The 5,054-nt window shown below is 43.3% G+C and carries 4 protein-coding genes; all 4 read left to right on the forward strand.

Translation table 11 applies throughout. The annotated features are described in order from the left end of the window. Positions 1-1,032 (forward strand): alkaline phosphatase (locus BCU84_RS19075; protein WP_102529636.1); only part of this gene is annotated, 1,032 nt, incomplete at its 5' end. A 13-nt stretch (positions 1,033-1,045) separates the two neighbouring features. Further along, complete coding sequence (locus tag BCU84_RS19080; protein WP_102529637.1) at positions 1,046-2,974, forward strand: alkaline phosphatase; 1,929 nt, start codon at positions 1,046-1,048, stop codon at positions 2,972-2,974. A gap of 201 nt (positions 2,975-3,175) precedes the next feature. After that, positions 3,176-3,946: a hypothetical protein gene (locus BCU84_RS19085; RefSeq protein WP_241906491.1), complete on the forward strand. Its 771-nt coding sequence runs from the start codon at positions 3,176-3,178 to the stop codon at positions 3,944-3,946. A gap of 461 nt (positions 3,947-4,407) precedes the next feature. Further along, a complete protein-coding gene (locus tag BCU84_RS19090; RefSeq protein WP_102529638.1) occupies positions 4,408-4,950 on the forward strand; it encodes a DUF4287 domain-containing protein in 543 nt (180 codons plus the stop codon). The last annotated feature ends 104 nt before the right edge of the window (positions 4,951-5,054 follow it).

Below are 5,054 nucleotides of genomic sequence, written 5' to 3' on the forward strand. Positions count from 1 at the left end.
GCCGATCGTAACTGGGAAGATATCTCAGATATGCCAGAAGATGCGGTAACTGGCGGCTGTAAAGACATTGCCGAACAACTGGTGAATTTTGAAGCCAATCTCGAAGCACGTTTTCAAGGTGTGGATATCGATGGTATCGAAGTCGTCATGGGTGGCGGTCGTCGTCATTTTTTACCAAAAGACGCCACATTTAACAGCGCAGATGCCGTGAGTGAAATTGAAGGCGATCGCACAGATTCACGTGATTTAACCGCAGAATGGCAAGCCAAATACAGCGAAGGTGTTTACGTCATGGATCAAGCAGGATTTGATGCCATCGACACTGAAAATACCAAGCAAGTCATGGGACTATTTAATGAGTCTCATATGCAATATGAAGCAGACCGCGACAATGATGTGGCAGGTGAACCTTCAATAGCTGAAATGACAGGTAAAGCGATTGATATTCTTGATAACAATGACAATGGTTTCTTCTTAATGGTGGAATCAGGTCGTATTGACCATGGTCATCATGCTGGTAGCGCTTATAACGCATTAACTGACGCTATTGCCCTATCTGATGCTGTTAAAGAAGCTGTCGCAAAAACTGACCCAAGCGAGACCCTTATTTTGGTTACCGCTGACCACGGCCATGTATTCACTATTGCTGGTTACCCAAAACGCGGCAACCCAATTTTAGGTAAAGTCGTCGCTATTGGCGAAACCGAACCAACAGTGGCATCTGATGGCTTACCGTACACAACACTCGGCTACACCAATGGTAATGGTTTCCATGATTTAGGCGACGAAACCAATGCCGATGCTGGTTATGGCGAAGACGTAAATGCTGGTCGTCAGGACTTAACAAACGTTGATACCACTACATCAGGATTTCACCAAGAAGCCTTGATTCCAATGAGTTCAGAGACCCACTCAGGTGAAGACATTACTTTGCATGCACAAGGCCCTGGCGCACAACTTGTGCAAGGTGTTGTTGAGCAAAGCGTAGTATTTCACCTTATTGAACAATCTCTCGACTTAATTCAGGAATAAGCAGGAAATGAATATGAAAAACTTAAATCTATCTCTTGTCGCCCTTGCTGTAATCGGTCTATCTGCTTGTTCAGACGGTGATGATGGCGCTAACGGAACCAATGGTACTGACGGAACAAATGGTGCTGATGGTTCAAATGGTTCAACGAGTCTTATCGTACAAACAGCATTAGCCATTGGCGACGCTAACTGCCCTAACAGCGGTGTACAAATTGATTCAGGTATTGATGCTGACAGTGACGGTGCATTACAAACCGCTGAAATCACTGCTACAGAATACGTATGTGCACCAGGTAATACTGAAGTTAGTACCAGCGAAATCTTAACCAGTGTTAATAACGACTGGTTTGTAGCGGGTCAGCAAGAAATCACCACCGCACGTCAGAATTGGCTGAATGCAACCATGCCAAATCTAGCGGTAAGTAACAGCGCTAAAACATCAGCGCAATCAGTCGCAGCAGTCAATGCAAGCGCGTTAAATGAATTACGTGGTAGTGCTAAAAACGTGATTTTGTTTGTTGGTGACGGTATGGGTATTTCAACTGTCACAGCAGCGCGTATTTTAGAAGGACAAATGCAAGGTAAAAACGGTGAAGAGCATAACCTTTCATTCGATACCTTCCCATTTGCAGGCCTTGCTAAAACCTACAATGTTGATGCACAAACGCCAGATTCAGCAGGCACCATGACTGCAATGATGAGTGGTGTGAAAACCGACGCGGGCATTTTAGGGGTTGATGAAAATGTTGAGCGTGGCGATTGCAGCACTGTGGCAGGCACTGAGTTAATTACCGCATTGGAACTGGCAGAAATAGCGGGTAAATCAACGGGTGTAATCTCAACTGCACGTATTACCCATGCAACACCCGCTGCTACTTATGCTAAATCTGCCGATCGTAACTGGGAAGATATCTCAGATATGCCTGAAGAGGCCGTTACAGCTGGTTGTAAAGATATTGCTGACCAACTGGTTAACTTTGAAGTCAATCTTGAAGCGCGCATTAACGGGATTGATGTTGACGGTATCGACGTCGTTATGGGTGGCGGTCGCCGTCATTTCTTACCTAAAGATGCAGCTTACAACTCAGCAGATGCAGTCAGCTCAGTTGAAGGCGACCGCACCGATGGCCGTGATTTAACAGCTGAGTGGCAAGCGACCTACACAGACGGTGTGTATGTGATGGATCAAGCAGGCTTTGATGCCATTGATGCCGCTAATACGACTCGTGTGATGGGCTTATTTAACGAGTCTCATATGCAATACGAAGCTGATCGCGCCAATGATGTTGCAGGTGAACCCTCTGTCGCTGAAATGACTGCTAAAGCCATTGATATCCTAGATAACAACGATGAAGGTTTCTTCTTAACGGTTGAATCAGGTCGTATCGACCATGGTCATCACGCAGGCAGTGCGTATAACGCATTAACTGACACTTTGGCATTCTCAGATGCGATTGCCAAAGCAGTTGAAATGACGGATATGTCTGACACATTAATCATCGTTACTGCCGATCACGGCCACGTGTTTACCATTGCAGGTTACCCAAAACGCGGTAACCCAATCTTAGGAACAGTCGTTGGCATTGGTAGCGAAGAACCTTCAACAGCTTCAGATGGCATGCCATACACCACACTGGGTTACACCAATGGTCGCGGCTTTAAAAACCTAGGTACTGAAACTGATGCAGATGCTGGTTACGGCGAAGACATTACCGCAGGTCGATTTGACCTCACTGATGTCGACACAGCCTCTTCTGGTTTCCACCAAGAGTCTTTAGTGCCTACCAGCTCTGAAACTCACGCGGGTGAAGATGTTGGGATCTATGCTTACGGCCCAGGAGCAATGTTAGTCAATGGCACCAATGAACAGAGTGTGATTTACCACATCATGGACTTTGCTGCTGATTTAACTAACAAAGCTAACGCTGCGCAAACCAACTAGTCATTACTGTAATTGTACTAAGAGCTGTAATAAGAGCTGTAATACTAGCTGTAATAAGAGCAGTTCTTTGAACAGTAATACGAGCAGTTGTAATAAACCCTTTGGCTGTAACCCAGTTGCAGCCAAGGGTTTAATTAATTATTTAGTCTTAACCTATCTACACCGACATTGAGCAAAACAACCAATGTCATAGGAGTTTTAGTGAAGTTATCACTGCCTTTATCATTCATGCTATCAAGCTTACTCATCACGTTATCGAGCGCTGCTGAGGCTCAATGTGAGTTATCACCATCAAACTTGCAGGCAAGTTATCAACTCACCTCCTCTGATAATTCGCCAAACGTATCGAGTAAAAATTCGAGCCACACAAGCAAGCTAAACCTATGGCGTCAGGGAAACACCGTCGCACATCAATATCCGCAAACAGACATTACCGAATCGTGGTTTTTGCTCAATAATAAGCAAATCAAACCCACCCGCTTTTTTGATCATTATCAACGCGGTATAGAATACCAACCTGGAGAAGTCGTACACGGGAAATCTGAACACGATTGGTCATATCGTTATCAATTTATCTCAGACAAGCTTATTTCACAGTTAACCCTTAGCGCCGAAACAGGCAAAGGCTGTGAGCGTCAGCAAATATTAACTCAGACCTCTGCCAACAGTAAAATTGAGTTAGTTTGGTTACCAGAACTTCAACTTATTAGTCGTTTTAGCTGGACAAAAAACCAAGGAAAACATCAAACACATGAGCAATGGCAACTGACTGAGCTCAGCCATGATGCAAATAAAATCGCGACTTTTTTCAAACAGCTTAATCATTATAAAATGACCGATTACGCCGATATTGGTGACGATCATAGCGATGAGTTTTTAACTAAAATGGTGACATTAGGGTTTGTTGAACACGGCGCATCTGGGTTTTATGACACAGAAGGAAAAGCAATCAGTGATGGGCATTCACACTGACATTAACTTAGACATGGGCATAAACATGGACATAAACATGGACATGCTGATTAAACATTCAGTTTATATAGTGTTTCCAAACCAGCTTTGAGTTAAAGGCGCTCTTTATACCACGCTTCAAAAGGGAGTTGCTCGTAACTCCCTGCTAATCTTGCTTATAAGCAATCAACAAACTTGAGTGATCAGTTTCATTCCGGTCGACATTCCCTATCTTCTACAATCCGCCCCCTACCTTCTACCTTCTATCTTCTATCTTCTATCTTCTATCTTCTATCTTCTATCTTCTATCTTCTATCTTCTATCTTCTACAATCCGCCCCTACCTTCTAGTCTGCAGTCGTCTATGAGGCTTGATATAAAACAAGTGCATTATTGAGTTCAAATAGCTACCTTTATACATATAAGGATAAAGATGATATTTAATCATTCGCGAATAAATGGAACAGAAAATGGGAGAGGCAAATGGATAAAGCACTGCAAACCATGATTGATAACATGCCGGAAAAAACCGGCAAGTCATTACCAGAGTGGCTCGACATACTTGCACAGCAGAATATTGAAAAGCATGGAATGGCAGTTAAATATTTAAAAACCGAACATGGAGTAACCCATGGCTTTGCCAATACGATTGTGACCTTATCAAAACAAAAAGATGAGTCTACTGATGAGTTAGTTACCCAACAATATCAAGGCAAAGAAGCACTGACGCCAATTTACGATTTACTGATTTCTATTGTAAGCAACTTTGGCCAAGACGTAGTAATAACCCCTAAAAAAGCGACAGTGAGCATCATTAGGAAAAAACAATTTGCCCTGATAAAACCAGCCACCAAAACCCGTATCGATCTTGGCTTAAAAATTAAAGATACCGAGCCCCAAGGTTGCCTAGAAGACTCAGGGCCTTTTGGCGCAATGTGTAGCCACCGCATACAGCTCAAAGATATTAGCGATGTGAATGATGAAGTAAAACAATGGCTACAACTTGCTTATCAGCAATCGGTTTAATGCTCATTATTTAAGTAACAGTCTGAACGCATAAGGTGAGAAAGCTAATTAAGCGATATATTTTAAGTAGGTTGTTTGGGTAACCTAAGAGTGAATCATGTCCC

The organism is Shewanella sp. 10N.286.51.B7, assembly GCF_002873615.1.
In the GTDB taxonomy this organism is placed as follows: Bacteria; Pseudomonadota; Gammaproteobacteria; order Enterobacterales; family Shewanellaceae; genus Shewanella; species Shewanella electrodiphila.